This is a genomic window from Pseudomonas sp. LRP2-20, from assembly GCF_024349685.1.
Taxonomy (GTDB): domain Bacteria; phylum Pseudomonadota; class Gammaproteobacteria; order Pseudomonadales; family Pseudomonadaceae; genus Aquipseudomonas.
The window spans coordinates 4,080,339-4,097,579 of the sequence record NZ_AP025944.1; the positions used below are offsets into that span (position 1 = coordinate 4,080,339).

At 65.5% G+C, this 17,241-nt stretch carries 12 protein-coding genes; 7 read left to right on the top strand and 5 right to left on the bottom strand.

Annotation, left to right across the window (positions count from 1 at the left end; all coding sequences use genetic code 11):
* Nucleotides 1–105 precede the first annotated feature (105 nt).
* From OCX61_RS18305 to gnd, 5 genes are all read right to left on the bottom strand, one after another.
* Nucleotides 106–726 carry a TetR/AcrR family transcriptional regulator gene (locus OCX61_RS18305; RefSeq protein ID WP_261940793.1) on the bottom strand — a complete coding sequence of 207 codons (621 nt, stop codon included), beginning with the start codon at nucleotides 724–726 and terminating at the stop codon, nucleotides 106–108.
* Nucleotides 726–1,082 (bottom strand): VOC family protein, encoded by a 357-nt coding sequence (locus OCX61_RS18310; protein WP_261940794.1) that lies wholly within the window; start codon nucleotides 1,080–1,082, stop codon nucleotides 726–728. The genes OCX61_RS18305 and OCX61_RS18310 overlap by 1 nt, the downstream gene beginning before the upstream one ends.
* Before the next feature lie 91 nt (nucleotides 1,083–1,173).
* Nucleotides 1,174–2,970, bottom strand: a complete 1,797-nt coding sequence (locus tag OCX61_RS18315; RefSeq protein ID WP_261940795.1) for a glycoside hydrolase family 15 protein — start codon at nucleotides 2,968–2,970, stop codon at nucleotides 1,174–1,176.
* A 143-nt stretch (nucleotides 2,971–3,113) separates the two neighbouring features.
* On the bottom strand, nucleotides 3,114–4,619 hold the full coding sequence (zwf, locus tag OCX61_RS18320; RefSeq protein ID WP_261940796.1) for a glucose-6-phosphate dehydrogenase: 1,506 nt from the start codon (nucleotides 4,617–4,619) through the stop codon (nucleotides 3,114–3,116).
* Nucleotides 4,619–5,599: a phosphogluconate dehydrogenase (NAD(+)-dependent, decarboxylating) gene (gnd, locus tag OCX61_RS18325; protein ID WP_261940797.1), complete on the bottom strand. Its 981-nt coding sequence runs from the start codon at nucleotides 5,597–5,599 to the stop codon at nucleotides 4,619–4,621. Before gnd ends, zwf begins: the two co-directional genes overlap by 1 nt.
* Nucleotides 5,600–5,803: 204 nt before the next feature.
* Here gnd and OCX61_RS18330 point away from each other — a divergent pair, with 204 nt between their 5' ends.
* The 7 genes from OCX61_RS18330 (at nucleotide 5,804) to glgX (ending at nucleotide 17,236) form a co-directional block, all read left to right on the top strand.
* Nucleotides 5,804–5,971, top strand: a complete 168-nt coding sequence (locus OCX61_RS18330) for a DUF6026 family protein (protein WP_261940798.1) — start codon at nucleotides 5,804–5,806, stop codon at nucleotides 5,969–5,971.
* 520 nt (nucleotides 5,972–6,491) lie between these two features.
* Nucleotides 6,492–8,051, top strand: a complete 1,560-nt coding sequence (gene glgA / locus OCX61_RS18335; RefSeq protein WP_261940799.1) for a glycogen synthase GlgA — start codon at nucleotides 6,492–6,494, stop codon at nucleotides 8,049–8,051.
* A 14-nt stretch (nucleotides 8,052–8,065) separates the two neighbouring features.
* Nucleotides 8,066–9,808: a malto-oligosyltrehalose trehalohydrolase gene (gene treZ / locus OCX61_RS18340; RefSeq protein ID WP_261940800.1), complete on the top strand. Its 1,743-nt coding sequence runs from the start codon at nucleotides 8,066–8,068 to the stop codon at nucleotides 9,806–9,808.
* On the top strand, nucleotides 9,805–11,874 hold the full coding sequence (gene malQ / locus OCX61_RS18345; protein ID WP_261940801.1) for a 4-alpha-glucanotransferase: 2,070 nt from the start codon (nucleotides 9,805–9,807) through the stop codon (nucleotides 11,872–11,874). The genes treZ and malQ overlap by 4 nt, the downstream gene beginning before the upstream one ends.
* Nucleotides 11,871–14,645 (top strand): malto-oligosyltrehalose synthase, encoded by a 2,775-nt coding sequence (locus OCX61_RS18350; protein WP_261940802.1) that lies wholly within the window; start codon nucleotides 11,871–11,873, stop codon nucleotides 14,643–14,645. The genes malQ and OCX61_RS18350 overlap by 4 nt, the downstream gene beginning before the upstream one ends.
* A gap of 14 nt (nucleotides 14,646–14,659) precedes the next feature.
* Nucleotides 14,660–14,929, top strand: a complete 270-nt coding sequence (locus OCX61_RS18355) for a DUF2934 domain-containing protein (RefSeq protein ID WP_261940803.1) — start codon at nucleotides 14,660–14,662, stop codon at nucleotides 14,927–14,929.
* A gap of 153 nt (nucleotides 14,930–15,082) precedes the next feature.
* The gene (gene glgX / locus OCX61_RS18360; protein ID WP_261940804.1) at nucleotides 15,083–17,236 is read left to right on the top strand and encodes a glycogen debranching protein GlgX; all 2,154 of its coding nucleotides are present in this window, start codon (nucleotides 15,083–15,085) and stop codon (nucleotides 17,234–17,236) included.
* The last annotated feature ends 5 nt before the right edge of the window (nucleotides 17,237–17,241 follow it).

Below are 17,241 nucleotides of genomic sequence, written 5' to 3' on the forward strand. Positions count from 1 at the left end.
TCGCGGGCAAGCCCGCTCCCACAGGTATCTCGCAACATTCAAGGCTTGCGCGGCACCTGTGGGAGCGGGCTTGCCCGCGAAGGGCCGCGCAGCGGCCCCCGTTGTTCATGGTTCCAGCCCGATCCCGCGCAAGATCACACAGGTCACCGTCTGCACCGCACTCTCGAACGCCATGTCCGACAACGGCTCACCCTCGTTGAGCAACGCCACCTGGTAGCCAAAGTCGGCATAGTGCTGTGTCGACGCCCAGATCATGTAGAGCAGCGCCGAAGGCTCCACTGGCAGGATGCGCCCCTCTGCCACCCAACGGCGAATCTTGTCTTCTTTGAGCTTCGCCCAGGGCACCAGGCTCTCGGCGAGGTTCACCCCCAGCACCGGCGCCCCATGCAACATCTCTTCGGCCCAGATCCTCGAGCCCAGCGGCCGTGTCCGTGAATGGCCCATCTTGGCGCGGATGTAGCTGGTCAGCACCACCCGCGGGTCATCGAAGTTCTCGAAGCACAGCGCGTCTTGCTTCCACACATCCAGCAGGTCCTGCAGCACCGCGCGGAACAGTTCGTCCTTGGTGCTGAAGTAGTAGTGCAGGTTGGAACGCGGCAACTCGGCCTGCTCGGCGATATCACCCATGGAAGTCGCGCCATAGCCTTTTTCGGCGAACACCTTTTCGGCGGCGACGAGGATCTTCTCGATATTGCGACGGCGGATTTCGATCTTGTGGTTGGCCATCAGGCTTGGGCCGTCCACACCGCCAGTTCGTACCCGTCCGGGTCGATGAAATGAAAGCGCCGGCCACCCGGGAAGGCAAAGGTCGCCCGGCTTATTTTCGCCCCGGCTGCCTCGACCCGCTGTTGTGCGCCTTCCAGGTCGTCGGCATACAGGATGACCAGCGGCCCGCCCGGGCGTACCGCTTCGCCGGTGGTGAAACCGCCGGTCAAGCGACCATCGCTGAACTCGGTGTAGGTCGGCCCGTAGTCGGTGAAACGCCAGCCGAACACGCTGCCATAGAACGCCTTGCTCCGTGCGATATCGCTGACGTTGAACTCGATGTTGTCGATCTGCCGATCGTGGCCACGAACGCTCATGGGTGCTCCTTGCCGAATGGGGTTGGCTTAGTCTACTCCGACGATCGCGAGTTGCGTGCAGCAGCCACCGGCCCCGTCACCGCTTGGCCGCTCAGCCACATCTGGCCCGGTCCCGCACCGGGCACTGAGCCCGGTGCAGGTTCAGCGCCGTGTTGATGATGCCGATATGGCTGAACGCCTGGGGGAAGTTGCCAAGCATGCGCTTGCCGGCGGGGTCGTACTGCTCGGCCAGCAGGCCGACGTCATTGCACAAGCCGGTGAGCTTTTCGTACAGCGCCTGGGCCTCGGCCTCACGCCCCAGCAGCACATACACATCGGCCAGCCAGAACGAACACACCAGGAACGTGCCCTCCCCCGGCGTCAGCCCATCGCTGCAGCTGTCGCTGTCGTAGCGCAGCAGCAGGCCGTTCTTCAGCAGGCGCTGTTCGATCTGCGCCAAGGTACGCTGAAAGCGCGGATCCTCGGCCGACAGAAAGCCGGTCAAGGCGATCTGCAACAGGCTGGCGTCCATTTCGGCCGAGCCGTAGGCCTGGACGAAGTGCTGGCCGCCGGCATCGAGCCCGCGCGCGCAGACTTCCCGATGAATCTCGTCAGCCACCTGCCGATAATGGCGGCCCCGCTCACGACCTTCCTCGGTGGTATCCGCCAGCCCCGCCGCGCGGTCGAAGGCGACCCAGGCCATGACCTTGGAATGGACGAAATGCTGGCGGCCGCCGCGCACTTCCCAGATGCCTTCATCAGGCTCGCGCCAGATGCGCTCGACATAGGGCAGGATCAGCCGGGAGATCGCCGCACTGCGCGGGTGGCGCGGCAGGCCGCCCTTGATCGCCTGGGTCATGGCGTCGGCCAGTTCGCCGTAGATGTCCAGCTGCACCTGTTGCGAAGCTGCATTGCCGACCCGCACCGGCTTCGAGTGCTCGTAGCCGGCCAGCCACGGCAAGGTGTATTCCTGCAGGTCACGCTCGCCGGCCAGGCCATACATGATCTGCATCTGTTCAGGGTTGCCGGCCACCGAACGCAGCAACCATTCACGCCAGGCCTGGGCCTCATCGAAATAGCCAAGGTTCATGAACGCCAGCAAGGTCATGGTGGCGTCGCGCAACCAGCAGTAGCGGTAGTCCCAGTTGCGCTCATGGCCGATGCGCTCGGGCAGCGAGGTGGTGACCGCCGCGACAATGCCGCCCGTGGGCGCATAGGTCATGGCCTTGAGGGTGAGCAGCGAGCGGCGCACCAGCCCGCTGTAGGCACCAACCTCAGGACAACGGTCGGCGAATGCCTGCCAGTGCAACAGGGTGTGTTGCAGTGCCTGGTCGATGTCGCAGTCGGGCTGCACCGGCAAGTGCGAGGGCTGGTGACGCAAGCTGAAAACCTGGCGCTCGCCGGCACACACGCCAAAACGGGCGACGGTGTGGTGGTCTTGACCATGGGGCGCCACGCTGCTGCACAGGATCAGGCGATCGGGGCCGGCGACTGCACTGAGGGTCAACGGGTCGATTTTCTCCACCCAGGGCACGCTGCGACCGTAGTCCAAGCGCAGTACCAGGTCCATTTCGAAGCGGGTTTCGCCGGACAGCCCCTCGACGATACGCACCACCGAGTTGACCTCGTCCAGTGGCATGAAGTCGAGCACCCGGGCGCGGCCGCTGGCAGTGACCCAGGTGGTTTCCAGCACCAGGGTGTCGCCCAGGTACTGGCGGCGGGTGTGCTCGACGGGGTCGCTGGGCGCCAGGCGCCAGCGGCCGTTCTCTTCGTTGCCCAGCAGCGCGGCGAACACCGCCGGGGCGTCGAAACGCGGCAGGCACAACCAGTCGATCGAACCGTCGCGGCTGACCAGGGCGGCGCTGCGGCAGTTGCCGAGCAGCGCGTAGTCTTCGATGTGGGCGGGCATTGCACCTCCTTTTCAAAGGCTGCCTGCTTAGGCCTCTTCGCGGGTGAACCCGCTCCCACAGGGATATCACTTTCTCAGGTCAGTGATGTACCTGTGGGAGCGGGTTCACCCGCGAAGAGGCCCGAGCAGGCAACACAGCACTGTCATCCAAGCTTGTGCCACTCGCGCTTGTCGCGGGTCAGCAATTCATTGCCCGCTTCAGGGCCATCCTCGCCCGCCGGGTACTCATGCACCTCGCCCCCCTGGGCCCAGGCATCGAGAAACGGTTGCACCGCGCGCCAGCCGTTCTCGATGTTGTCGGCCCGCTGGAACAAGGTCTGGTCGCCGGTCAGGCAGTCGTAGATCAGCGTTTCGTAGCCGGTGGCCGGGGTCATCTTGAAGAAGTCCTTGTAGGCAAAGCCCAGCTCGACGTTCTCCATCACCAGCTCCGGCCCTGGCCGCTTGGCCTGCAGGTCGAACCACATGCCTTCGTTGGGCTGGATCTGGATCTTCAGGTAGTTGGGCTTGGGCCGCTCCAGCTCCGACTCGCGAAACTGCGCGTAGGGTGCCGGCTTGAAGCAGATGGCAATCTCGGTGTCGCGCACGCTCATGCGCTTGCCGGTGCGCAGGTAGAACGGCACCCCGGCCCAGCGCCAGTTGTCGATCATCACCTTGAGCGCCACGTAGGTTTCGGTCTGGCTGTCCGGCGCGACATTGCGCTCCTGGCGGTAGCCCGGCAGCGGTTTGCGGCCCTGCTTGCCCGCCACGTATTGGCCACGCACCGAGTGTTTCAGGGCCATCTTCGCCGACCAGGGGCGAATGGCCCCGATCACCTTGGCTTTTTCGCCACGCACCGCATCGGCGCCGAACGCCGCCGGTGGTTCCATGGCGACCATCGCCAGCAGCTGGAACAGGTGGTTGGGTACCATGTCGCGCAGCGCGCCGGTGTTGTCGTAGAACGCGCCACGGGTCTCGACGCCAACCGTCTCGGCGGCGGTGATCTGCACATGGTCGATGTAATGGTTGTTCCAGAACGACTCGAACAGGCCGTTGGAGAAGCGGCTGACCAGAATGTTCTGCACCGTTTCCTTGCCCAGGTAATGGTCGATGCGGTAGATCTGCCGCTCGCTCATCACTTTCAACAGGCAGGCGTTGAGCGCCTCGGCACTGGCCAGGTCGGTACCGAAGGGTTTTTCCACCACCACCCGCCGGAAGCCGCCGGCAGACTCGTCGAGCAGGCCGGCTTCGCCCAGGCGCTGAGCCACCTCGGGGAAGAAACGCGGCGAAGTGGCCAGGTAGAAGATGGCGTTGCCGTGGCTGGTTTTCTCGATGCGCCTGGCCAACGCCGCATAGGTGGCTGGGTCGAGGAAATCGCCGGTCTGATAATCCAGGCGCTTGGCCAGACGCGCCCAAAGCTTTTCGTCCAGGCATTTGGCAGCGCCCTCGCCGCCCTTGTCGCGCGCCTGCATGAAGGCATGCAGGCGCTCGGCGAATTCATCAGCCGTCGCCGCGTTGTGGTCGACGCCGACGATGCGCAGGTTGCGGTCCAGCAAGCCATCGCGGCTGAGGTTGTAAAGCGCCGGCATCAGCAGGCGCTTGACCAGGTCACCATTGGCACCAAACAGGAACAGCGTGCAGGGCGGAGCAGCAGGAATGGTCTGTTTGGTCATCAGTCTTTTTTCTCGACGTGGCCACCGAAGCCCAGGCGCATGGCCGACAGGATCTTGTCGCCATAGGTACCTTGCTGCTGGCGCGAGCGGAAGCGGGCGAACAGCGCGCTGGACAGCACCGGCACCGGCACCGCCTGCTCGACGGCAGCATCGATGGTCCAGCGGCCTTCACCGCTGTCGGACACCGAGCCACTGAACTGCGCCAGCTGCGGGTCGGCCACCAGTGCATCGGCGGTAAGGTCGAGCAGCCAGGACGTGACCACGCTGCCACGGCGCCAGACCTCGGCGATCTCGGCCACGTTCAGGTCGAAGCGCTGGTCTTCCGGCAGCTCGCTGCCGCCCTTGCTGCGCAGCAGGTCGAAACCTTCGGCATAGGCCTGCATCAGGCCATATTCGATGCCGTTGTGCACCATCTTCACGTAGTGCCCGGCGCCGGGCGGGCCGGCGTGGATATAGCCGTGCTCGGCGCGCTGATGCTCACCGCTGCGGCCGTGGGTGCGCGGAATGTCGCCGACGCCCGGTGCCAGTGCCTTGAACAGCGGCTCAAGGCGCTCGAACACGTCTTTCTCGCCCCCGATCATCATGCAGTAGCCACGGTCCAGGCCCCACACCCCGCCGGAGGTGCCGACATCCAGGTAATGCAGCCCACGCTTGGCCAGCTCGGCGGCGCGGCGCATGTCGTCTTTATAGAAGGTGTTGCCACCGTCGATGATCGCATCACCCGGTTCCAGCAGCTCGGCCAGCTGGGCGATGGTCTGCTCGGTAGGTTCGCCGGCCGGCAGCATCACCCACACCGCGCGCGGTGCCTTGAGCTTCTGCACCAGCGCACCCAGGTCATGGGCCCCTTGCGCACCTTCGTGATGCAGGGTATCGACTGCCTCACGGTTGCGGTCGTGCACCACGGTCTGGTGGCCTGCGCGCATCAGCCGCCTTGCGATATTGCCGCCCATGCGGCCCAGCCCGACGATTCCCAATTGCATGAGCCGATGCTCCCCTTTCGAAATGGATGACAAACACAGTTCAATTTTTCAGATTAGTCCAGCACTGAGCCCGAGGGTTCAGCGACGAACGGCGTGACAACGTTTAACAAAAAAGTTCCCATGAGCGGCAAAAGAATTCAGAATGCGCGCCGCGTGAAGCGTCTACGCTTTAACTGTCACCAGCCAAAACCGCGAGGTGTGCTCATGGGTACCTTGATGCCTGCTACTCCAACCCAGACCCTCTATGTCTCCGTACGCCGTGATGAGCTGCGCAAGTTGAAGGACGAACGTGACCAGCTGCGCCAGCAGGTCGCCCAGCTGCACTTGTTGCTGGAACAGGCGCTTGGCGACGGTAAAGCCGTCAGCCTCTGATTCAGCCCTCCCCTGGTGGGAGCCTCGGCTCCCACAGTGCCGACATTCTGCCCCATCACGGTGCACGATACGCTGGCCAGCCACTCTATGGCGCACACCTGAATACCCCTTGCCCCACCCTCGAACACCTCTGTTCATATTCGGTCACACACGCCAACGTTTGCGTCTATCTCGCGTCATAGCGAAAGTGACCAGTGGGTCACCTTTTTATCTCCAGCTCTCCTACACTCAGATTTCGGCCCGCCATTTGCTCAGAGGAAGAGCGACGTAAAAAAGTCGAACTTTTGGAAATGGTGGCGGGTCAGCAACTAAGTAGGCCAATTGCAAAAGGACTTCCTTCGCACGGCCCGCCTACCCCAATCAGTCCAATCGCCTTCGGCCGGAATGCTGATCGCGTTGTGCCTGTGCGCACGACTTCGGGGCATGGATAGCTTTACGCAACTACAGAACCAGAGAGAACCAGCACGAGATACCGCAACGGGTGCCAGCACCCGGCTAATACATAGGGACGGAGAGAAGTATGATCAGTGCCGCTGTCGAGCCTCACGTAGATTCATTCAACCCGGACAACCGCGAGCCGCTCACCCCGGACTTCGCCAAGACAGGCACGACACCCGGCGCCCAGCGCCAGCACAACCCGAACAAGCGCAAGATCCTGTTCGTCACCTCGGAAATCGCCGACCTGGTCAAGACCGGCGGCCTCGGCGACGTCTCTGCGGCGCTGCCCCGCGCCCTGGCGCATTTGCACGATGTACGGGTGCTGATCCCCGGCTACCGCCAGGTGATGGAAAGTGACAACCCCATTCATATCGTCGGCGAGCTCGGCGGCCACGCAGCCCTGCCGCCGTGCAAGATCGGCCGCATGGACCTGGCCGACGGCCTGGTCATCTATGTACTGATCTGCCCCGAACTGTACCTGCGTGACGGCACCCCCTATGGTGCCAACAACGGCCGTGACTGGCCCGACAACCACATCCGTTTCGCCCGCCTGGGCCTGGCCGCGGCCGAGATTGCCGCTGGTGAGGGCATGATCCACTGGAAGCCCGAAGTGGTGCATGCCCACGACTGGCCCGCTGGCCTGGCACCGGCCTACATGCACTGGCGCGGGCTGAACACGCCGACCTTGTTCACCATTCACAACCTGGCGTATCAGGGCGTCTACAGCCGCGGCTGCAGCCCGGAGCTGGCGATCCCCGAGCATGCCATGCAACAGGAAGGCATGGAGTTCTACGGCAAACTGTCGTTCCTCAAGGCCGGCCTTGCCTACTCCAGCCACATCACCACGGTCAGCGCCACCTACGCCCAGGAAATCACCACCCCCGAATTCGGCTGCGGGCTCGATGGCTTCCTGGCCAGCAAGGCCCAGCAAGGCCTTCTCGGCGGCATCCCCAACGGCATCGACGAAAGCTGGGACTCGTCCACCGACAAGCACCTGCAGCACAACTTCAGCATCAACGACTGGGACGGCAAGGCACGCAATACCGCCGAAGTGCGCAAACTGTTCGAACTGGAACCGTCCGAAGGGCCGCTGTTCGCCGTGGTCTCGCGACTGGTCTACCAGAAAGGCCTGGACCTGACCCTGGGTGTTGCCGACTACATCGTCGAACAAGGTGGGCAGATCGCGATCATCGGCCGCGGTGAGCCGGAGGAAGAACAGGCCATGCGCGAGCTGGCCCTGCGCCACCCAGGCCGCATCGGCGTGCGCATCGGCTTCAACGAAACCGACGCCCGGCGCATGTTCGCCGGCAGCGACTTCCTGTTGATGCCATCGCGCTACGAGCCCTGCGGTCTGAGCCAGATGTACGCCCAGCGCTTCGGTTCGCTGCCGGTGGCACGCAACACCGGCGGCCTGGCCGACACCATCGAGAATGGCGTCACCGGTTTCCTGTTCGATGAATCGACTGTCGACAGCTACCGCGAAGCGCTGAGCCGTGCCTTCTATACCTACGGCAAGAAGGACCTGCTCAACGCCATGCGCTGCCTGTCGATGACCCAGCCGTTCAACTGGTGCCAGGCGGTGGAACCCTATGCGCGTCTCTACGAGGACCTGGTCAAGCAGGCACACCTGAGCCACTACTGAGCGGGGGTTCGAAGATGCACAGGCATGGCGCACACCTGCTGGACGCCACGTCGGCGCGCTTCGCCCTGTGGGCGCCAGATGCGCGCAGCGTGAGCTTGGAACTGGAGCAGCAGCCGGCCATTGAGCTGCTGCCCGAGGGCAACGGCTGGTACACGGGCGTCGCCCCGTGCCAGGCCGGCGACCGTTATCACTATCGCATCGACGGCAAACTGCAAGTGGCCGACCCCGCGTCGCGCTACCAGCCCGAAGGTGTACACGGCCCGAGCCAGCTGGTGGATACCGGCGCCTACGCCTGGCAGCACCCGTGGCAAGGCCGACCGTGGCACGAGGCGGTGATCCAGGAGCTGCACGTCGGCGTGCTCGAAGGTTACCAGGGCGTCGCCCGGCAGTTGCCGAGGCTGGCTGAACTGGGCATCAGTGCCATCGAGCTGATGCCCCTGGGCCAGTTCCCCGGCGAACGCAACTGGGGCTACGACGGCGTACTGCCCTATGCGCCGCAGCACAGCTACGGCAGCCCCGAACAGCTGTGCGCACTGGTGGACCGCGCCCATGGCCAGGGGCTGATGGTCATGGTCGATGTGGTGTACAACCACTTCGGCCCGGACGGCAACTACCTGCACCAGTACGCCAGCCCGTTCTTTCGCGAAGACCGCCAGACGCCCTGGGGCGCGGCCATCGATTTTCGCCGCCGCGAGGTGCGCGAGTACTTCATCCAGAACGCCCTGATGTGGCTGTGCGACTACCGCTTTGACGGCCTGCGCCTGGATGCGGTGCACGCCATCGACCAGCCCGACTTTCTGCTCGAGCTGGCGCAACGGGTGCGCGCCGCCGTGGAGCCGGGCCGGCATATATGGCTGGTGCTGGAGAACGAGCATAACCAGGCTTCGCTGCTCGAACAGGGCTTCGATGCCCAGTGGAACGACGATGGCCACAACGCCTTGCACGTGCTGCTGACCGGGGAAACCGAAGGTTACTACGCCGACTACCAGGACAAGCCGATCGACAAGCTGGCCCGCTGCCTGTCCGAAGGCTTCGTGTTCCAGGGCCAGGCCAACCGCCACGGCACGCCACGCGGGGAGCCCAGCGGGCACCTGGCCCCCAGTTCGTTCGTGTTGTTTCTGCAGAACCATGACCAGATCGGCAACCGCGCCCTGGGCGAGCGCCTGACCCGCCTGTGCCCGCCTGCGGCCTTGCGTGCGGCCACCGGCCTGTTGCTGCTGGCACCGATGATCCCGCTGCTGTTCATGGGCGATGAAGAGGGCAGCTGCCGGCCATTCCTGTTCTTCACCGATTTTCATGATGAGCTGGCCGATGCCGTGCGCGAAGGCCGCCGGGGCGAGTTCGCCCATTTCAAGGCGTTCGCCGACCCCGAGCAACGTGAACACATTCCCGACCCCAATGCCGAGCAGACCTTCGAAGCGTCGCGGCTACGGAACAAAGAGGTCATCGCCGACTGGCACGGCCTGTATCAGCAGCTGCTCGACTTGCGCCAACGCCACATCATCCCGCACCTGCCCGGCAGCCGCGCACTGGGCTCCGAAGTGCTGGGCGACCAGGCCCTGACCGCACGCTGGCGCCTGGGTAATGGCAGCACCCTGCGCATCGACCTGAATGTGGCCGCCACGCCGCAGCAGGTCGAACTGCCCGCCGTCCACTGGCGCCTGTTCGACAGCAGCGACACGACCCACCCCGACACCGCGCTGTGCGCCTACAGCTGCGTGGTCAGCCTGATTGCGCCCGGCCAGGAGAACCCATGAGCGAAAACGCCTTGCATCGACTGGCCGCCCGTGTCGGGCTGGCCCGTGACTGGATCGACGCCAACAACCGCCCGCAGCAGGTCAGTGACGAGGTGCTGCGCAAGGTCCTCGACGGGCTGGGCCACCCTGCCAGCGACGAAGCGGCGATTCAGGCCAGCCTGCGCGCCGTGGAGGCCGCAGATGACGCCGAGCACCTGCCCCCGCTGATCACCGCCGACCTTGACCAGCCGCTGCCCTTGCAGCGTTACTTCCCGCCTGGCAGCGCGGTACGCTGTACCCTGGAAAGCAACCGCCTGCAGTACCTGACCCTCGATGCCCAAGGCAACCTGCCCGGCGGCTTGCCGGTCGGCTATCACCTGCTGCAGATCAATGACCGCAGCTTCACCCTCGCCGTGGCCCCACAGCGCTGCCACAGCCTGGCCGACGCGGTGGCCGAGCCGCCGCCTCGCTGCTGGGGGCTGGCCGTGCAGCTTTACAGCCTGCGCCGCTCAGGTGATGGCGGTTTTGGCGACTGCCTGGCCCTGGAGCAACTGGCCCGCAGCGCCGCCGAACGCGGCGCCGATGCCTTGGCGATCAGCCCGATCCACGCCCTCTCGGCCATCGACCAGCAACACTACAGCCCTTACTCACCGTCCAGCCGGCTGCTGCTCAACACCTTGTACGCCAGCCCCGCGACGCTGCTGGGCGAGCGCGCCGTGCGCATGGCGGTCGAGGCGTGTGGCCTGGAACAGCTGCTCGAAGAGCTGGAGCAGCGCCCGCTGGTGGACTGGCCCCGCGCCGCCGATGCCCGCCTGCGCCTGCTCGAGGCGCTGTACCAGGACTTCAGCCAGGCCGACCACCCGCTGCGCAAGGACTTCGACAGCTTCCGCGAGGCCCGCGGCCAGGCCCTGGAACATCACTGCCGCTTCGAAGTGCTGCAGGCGCACGCCGTCGAACAGGGCCTGGGGGCCGACTGGCGTAACTGGCCCAGCGCCTGGCACGACCCCTACCACCCGGAAGTCGAAGCCTTCGCCAACGCCTACCCGGCCAAGGTCGAGTTCCACGCGTTCTGCCAGTGGCTGACCGAACGCAGCCTGCAACGTGCCCAGCACGCCGCGCGTAGCAACGGCATGGCGGTCGGCCTGATCGCCGACCTGGCGGTGGGCGCCGATGGCGCCGGCAGCCAGGCCTGGAGCCGCCAGGACGAGCTGCTGGCCAACCTCAAGGTCGGCGCGCCGCCCGACATCCTCAACCGCTCGGGGCAGGACTGGGGCATCTGCGCGTTCTCCCCCGAGGGGCTCAAGCGCAACGGCTACCGCGCCTTCATCGAGATGCTGCGGGCCAGTCTGGCACATGCCGGCGGCCTGCGCATCGACCATGTGATGGGCCTGCGCCGGCTGTGGTTGATCCCCCGTGGCTGCACGCCCGACCAAGGCGCCTACCTTCACTACCCACTGCAAGACCTGCTGCGCCTGCTGGCCCTGGAGTCGGTACGCCACCAGGCGATCATCCTTGGCGAGGACCTTGGCACGGTGCCCGAAGGCCTGCGCGAGCAGCTGGCGGCCAAGGCCGTGCTGGGCATGCGCGTGCTGCCTTTCGAGCAAACCCAGCCGGGCCACTTCAAGCCGATCCTCGACTGGCCGGACGACGCCCTGGCCACCACCGGCACCCACGACCTTGCGCCGCTGGCCGGCTGGCTGCAAAGCCGCGACATCGACTGGAGCCAGCGTCTGCAACTGATCGACGCCGCCACCGAGCTGCACTGGCGTCATGAACGGCAGAAGGAGCGCGAAGGCTTGCGCCGCACCCTGGAAGCCAACTACGGGCCACAAGACGACAATGACGCGCTGATCGATGCTGCCATCCGCTACGTCGGCCACACCCGCGCCCCACTGGTGCTGATCCCGCTGGAAGACCTGCTCGGCAGCGACGAGCAGCCCAACCTGCCCGGCACCACCAGCGGCCACCCCAACTGGCGCCGGCGCTTCGCCGCGCCGGTGCGCGAACTGCTTGACGATGAAGACGCCGCACGGCGCCTGGAGCTGCTGGCCCAGGCCCGTGAACAAGCCTGGGAGCGAGACCGATGAAGCCGTTGACAGCGACCCTGCGCCTGCAATTTCACAGCGACTTCAGCCTTGATGACGCCGTGCCACTGGTGCCGTATTTCGCCCAGCTGGGCATCAGCCACCTGTATGCCTCACCGATCCTCAAGGCCCGCGCCGGCTCGCGCCACGGTTACGATGTGGTCGACCCGACCTGTGTCAACCCAGAGCTTGGCGGCGAAGCGGCGCTGCAGCGGCTGGTGGCAGCGCTGCGCCAGCATGGCATGGGGCTGATCCTCGACACCGTGTCCAACCACATGGCCGTGGGCGGCGCCGACAACCCATGGTGGCAGAGCCTGCTGGCCTGGGGCCGGCGCAGCCCTTACGCGGAATTCTTCGACATCCAGTGGCATTCCAGCGACCCGCTGCTGGCCGGGCAGTTGCTGTTGCCGTTCCTCGGCAGCGACTATGGCGCGGCGCTGAAGAATGGCGAGGTTCCACTGCAATTCGACAAGCAATCGGGCTCCCTGCAGGTCGCCCACTACGAACACCGCTTCCCGATCTGCCCGCTGGACTATGGGTGGATTCTTGCGCAGGGCCCCGAGCCTGCGCTAAAGGCCCTGGCGGAGCATTTCACTGCCTTGCGCGACGCCACCGACCCACTGGCCGACGCCCTGCCCCTGCACGCCGAGCTGGCGCGCCTGGTGCGTGAAGGCGCAGACCTGGAGTCGGCCCTGGTCGCCTTCGACAGCCGCAGCGAAGACGGCTTCAAGCGCCTGCATCTGCTGCTGGAACGCCAGACCTACCGCCTGGCCAGCTGGCGCACCGCCGCCGATGACATCAACTGGCGGCGCTTTTTCGACATCAACGAACTCGGCGGCCTGCGGGTGGAGCGCGCCGTGGTGTTCGAGGCGACCCACGCCAAGCTGTTCGAGCTGATCGAGCGCGGCCTGGTCGACGGCCTGCGCATCGACCATATCGACGGCCTGGCCGACCCGCGCGGTTACTGCCGCAAGCTGCGCCGTCGGGTCGACAGCCTGCTTGCCAGGCGCCCGTTACAGGCCGCACTGGAGCACTTCCCGATCTATGTGGAAAAAATCCTCGGCGCCGACGAACACCTGCACCGCGACTGGCTCACCGACGGCACCACCGGCTACGAGTTCATGAACCAGGTCTCGTTGCTGCAGCACGACCCGGCCGGCGAAGCGCCATTGACCGAGTTGTGGGCGACGGTCAGCGAGCGCCCCGACTTCCCCGAGGAGGTGCGCCTGGCGCGGCACCTGGTGCTCAACGCCAGCCTGGCCGGCGACTGCGAGTCGGTGGCCCAGGCGCTGTTGCAGGTCGCCCGCGACGACCTGATGACCCGCGACCTGACCCTGGGCGCGATCCGCCGCGCGTTGCAGGCATTGGTCGCGCATTACCCGGTGTATCGCACCTACTTCAACGCCTGCGGGCGCCCGGCCGAAGATGAGCGGTTCTTCCAGCAGGCCCTGGCCCATGCCCGCCAGGACCTGGGCGAAGCCGACTGGCCATTGCTCGACCAGCTCGAGCAATGGCTCGGTGGCCAGCCTTGGCGTCAGATGCCCCCAGGCCGGCCGCGCAAGCACCTGCGCCATGCCTGCGTGCGTTTCCAGCAGCTGACCGCGCCCAGCGCCGCCAAGGCCGTGGAAGACACCGCGTTCTATCGCTCGGCGCGGCTGCTGTCGCGCAATGACGTCGGCTTCGAGGCCGAGCGTTTCAGCGCCACCAGCGAACATTTCCACAACGAGGCCCAGCGCCGCCTGCGCGACTTCCCCGACAACCTGCTGGCCACCGCCACCCACGACCACAAGCGTGGTGAGGACAGCCGCGCACGCCTGGCCGTGTTGAGTGAGCGCGGGCCCTGGTTCGCCAGCCGTGTGGAGCACTGGCGCGAACTGGCCGCACCGCTGCGTGAACAACTGGATGATGGCATGGCGCCAAGCCCCGGCGACGAGCTGCTGCTGTTGCAGACGCTACTGGGCAGCTGGCCACTCAGCCTCGACCTGCACGACGACAGCGCGCTGCGCCATTACGCCGAACGCATCCGCCAATGGCAGCAGAAGGCCCTGCGCGAAGCCAAGCTGCGCAGCAGCTGGAGCGCGCCAAACGAGGCCTATGAAGCCGCCTGCGCAGCGTATGTCGACGGCTTGCTGCTGGGTCGGGAAAACCAGCAGCTGCGCCAGTCGCTGGCCGATGCCGCGCAGCTGATCGCCTGCCCCGGTGCCCTCAACGGCCTGGTACAGAGCCTGCTGCGCATGACCGTGCCTGGCGTCCCCGACCTGTACCAGGGCAACGAGTACTGGGATTTCAGCCTGGTCGACCCGGACAACCGCCGCGCCGTGGACTACGCTTGCAGGCGTCGCACCCTCGACGATGCCGCTGCCCCCGGCGAACTGCTGGCGCACTGGCGCGACGGCCGCATCAAACAGGCCCTGATCGCCCGGGTGCTGGACTGCCGCCTGGCCCACGCCGAGCTGTTTCGCCGGGGTGCCTACCTGCCACTGAAGGTGCAGGGCCGGCATGCCGACCAGGTCATCGCCTTCGCCCGCCTGGGTGATGGCGAACGCGCCATCGTCGTCGCTCCGCGCCTGACCAGCGGCCTGCTCGGTGGCGCCTCTACACCGTTGATCCCGGCACAGAACTGGGACGACACCCGGCTGATCCTGCCGTTTGCCTTGTCGCCTGCCAATTCGACTGGACTTTTCTCCAACGCTGCGGTCAGCCCTTCTAGGGAGCTGTTGTTGAGCGCCTTGCTGGCGGAGTTTCCGGTCAACCTGCTGATACAACAATCTTGAGCATCAGGAGTGCAATGATGAGTGTCGATGAAAAACGAATCCGCGAATTCGCCTACCAGATCTGGGAATCCGAAGGTAAGCCCGCCGGCCAGGAAGACCGCCACTGGGACATGGCCCGCAAGCTTGCCGAAGCCGAGGCGCTGGCGCCCAAGGCTGCGCCGCGCAAGCGGGCACCAGCCAAGCCCAAGGTAGCGGCTGAGCAGAAGGCGGCCGCCTTGCCGGGGGCTAGCAAGCCGGTAGCTGCCAAGAAACCTCGGGCAGCGAAAAAGCCGACTGCCGGGTAAGCCTGCAGCGGCCCCTTCGCGGGTAAACCCGCTCCCACAGGGATCGCACCCACCTCACCACAGGTGCAGTACCTGTGGGAGCGGGTTTACCCGCGAACAGGCCGGTGCAGGTCCCCACGATTTCCCTCCACCACGGCCATTTCGAGGATAGCCATGAGCCCGCGCACGCCCAAGAAAACCCGCTCCGTCGCCCCATCGCGCATTCGTGAGGGTATGCCTTTCCCCCTGGGCGCCACCTGGGACGGCCTGGGGGTCAACTTCGCCCTGTTCTCGGCCAATGCCACCAAGGTCGAGCTGTGCCTGTTCGACTCTACTGGCGAGCAGGAAATCGAGCGCATCGAACTGCCCGAGTACACCGACGAGATCTACCACGGCTACCTGCCCGACGCGCATCCCGGGCTGGTCTATGGCTACCGTGTATACGGCCCTTACGAGCCGGAAAACGGTCACCGCTTCAACCCCAACAAACTGCTGATCGACCCCTATGCCAAGCAACTGGTCGGCAGCCTGAAATGGTCCGAGGCGCTGTTCGGCTACACCATCGGCCACCCCGACGGCGACCTGTCGTTCGACGAACGCGACAGCGCGCCCTTCGTGCCCAAATGCAAGGTCATCGACCCGGCCTTCACCTGGGGCCGCGACCAGCGTGTGCAGATCCCCTGGGAACGCACGATCATCTACGAAGCCCACGCACGCGGCATCAGCATGCGCCACCCGGCGGTGCCGGAAGCACTGCGCGGCACCTTCGCCGGCCTTGCCAACGACGAGCTGCTCAAGCACATCAAGGACCTGGGTGTGTCGAGCATCGAGCTGCTGCCGATCCATGCCTTCGTCAACGACCAGCACCTGCTGGACAAGGGCCTGAACAATTACTGGGGCTACAACAGCATCGCCTTCTTCGCACCGCACCCGCGCTACCTGGCCAGTGGCAAGATCGCCGAGTTCAAGGAAATGGTCGCGCACCTGCATGACGCCGGCCTGGAGGTAATCCTCGACGTGGTCTACAACCACACCGCCGAAGGCAACGAGCGCGGCCCGACCCTGTCGATGCGCGGCATCGACAACGCCTCGTACTACCGCCTGATGCCCGACGACAAGCGTTACTACATCAACGATTCCGGCACCGGCAACACCCTCGACCTCAGCCACCCGTGCGTGCTGCAGCTGGTCACCGACTCGCTGCGCTACTGGGCCGGCGAGATGCACGTGGACGGCTTCCGCTTCGACCTGGCGACCATCCTCGGCCGCTACCACGATGGCTACAGCGAGCGCCACGGTTTCCTCGTCGCCTGCCGTCAGGACCCAATGCTCAGCCAGGTAAAACTGATCGCCGAGCCCTGGGACTGTGGCCCTGGTGGCTACCAGGTGGGCAACTTCGCGCCAGGCTGGGCCGAATGGAACGACCGCTTCCGCGATACCGCACGGGCCTTCTGGAAAGGCGACGAAGGCCAGCTGGCCGATTTTGCCGCACGCCTGACGGCGTCGGGCGACATGTTCAACAACCGCGGGCGCCGGCCGTATTCCTCGGTCAACTTCATCACCGCCCACGATGGCTTCACCCTGCGCGACCTGGTGTCGTACAACAGCAAGCACAACGAAGACAACGACGAGAACAACCAGGACGGCACCGACAACAACCTGTCGTGGAACTGCGGCGTTGAAGGCCCCACCGACGATCCGCAGGTCAAAGCCCTGCGCATGCGCCAGATGCGCAACTTCTTTGCCACGCTGCTGCTGGCTCAGGGGACGCCGATGATCGTGGCGGGTGATGAGTTCAGCCGCACCCAGCACGGCAACAATAACGCCTACTGCCAGGACAGCGAGATCGGCTGGGTCAACTGGGACCTGGACCAGGACGGCAAGGAACTGCTGGCCTTCGTCAAGCGCCTGACTCGCCTGCGCCTGGCCTACCCCGTACTGCGCCGCTCACGCTTCCTGGTGGGCGATTACAATGAGGCGATCGGGGTCAAGGACGTCACCTGGCTGGCACCGGATGGCAGCGAGATGAGCGTTGAGCAGTGGGAAGACCCGCACGGGCGTTGCCTGGGCATGCTGATCGATGGCCGCGCCCAGGTCAGTGGCATCGCGCGGCCCGGCTCGGAGGCGACCATGCTGCTGATCGTCAATGCTCACCATGATGTGGTGCCGTTCCTGCTGCCGGCCGTGCCGGAAGGCGACTACTGGAGTTGCCTGATCGATACCGACCGGCCGGAGCTGCGCAAGCCGCAGCATCTGCAGTTCGACAGCACCTTCGAAGTCAAGGGGCGGTCGCTGCTGCTGATGGTGTTGCAGCGCGAGGAAGAGTGAACCGG